This window comes from Kitasatospora phosalacinea (assembly GCF_030268885.1).
Classification (GTDB): domain Bacteria; phylum Actinomycetota; class Actinomycetes; order Streptomycetales; family Streptomycetaceae; genus Kitasatospora; species Kitasatospora phosalacinea_C.
This window is the reverse complement of record NZ_BSSA01000106.1, coordinates 1-532: the sequence shown is the minus strand read 5'-3', so window position 1 is coordinate 532 and position 532 is coordinate 1. Positions and strand designations below refer to the sequence as shown.

Annotated in this window: 1 protein-coding gene; it reads right to left on the bottom strand. The window is 69.9% G+C overall.

Features of this window, described 5'->3' with window-relative positions:
• Window positions 1-57 precede the first annotated feature (57 nt).
• Window positions 58-532 (bottom strand): chitinase (locus QSK52_RS39145; protein WP_285741047.1); only part of this gene is annotated, 475 nt, incomplete at its 5' end.

The following is a 532-nucleotide window of genomic DNA, read 5'->3' as shown; positions in this document are numbered from 1 at the left end:
GGAGGGGCCCCGGTCGACGCGTGGTCGGCCGGGGCCCCTCCTGTTCCGGGCGGGGTGTCAGCAGCTCAGGTTGGAGCCGGTGGGCACGCCCAGGATCGCGGTGAAGCTGGTGTAGGCGTTGACGCGGCTCTGGACCTGGGCGGGGTTGCCGCCGTTGCACTCCAGCGAGCCGTTGATGGAGCGGATGGTCTCGCCGAAGCCGGCGCCGTTGACCATGGCGTTGTGCGGGGTCATGGTGCCCGGGCCGTTCTGGGTCATCCAGTACCAGATGCCGGTCTTCCAGGCCACGGCCGGGTCGGTCTGCACCAGGTTCGGGTTGTGCAGCAGGTCGATGCCCAGCGCGTCGCCGGCCGCCTTGTAGTTGAAGTTCCAGCTGAGCTGGATCGGGCCGCGGCCGTAGTACGCGGCCTGCCCGGCCGGGCAGCCGTAGGACTGCGTGGTGTCGCAGTAGTGCGGGTAGTTGGCGGTGTTCTGCTCGACGACGTACACCAGGCCGCCGGTCTCGTGGCTGACGTTGGCCAGGAACGCCGCC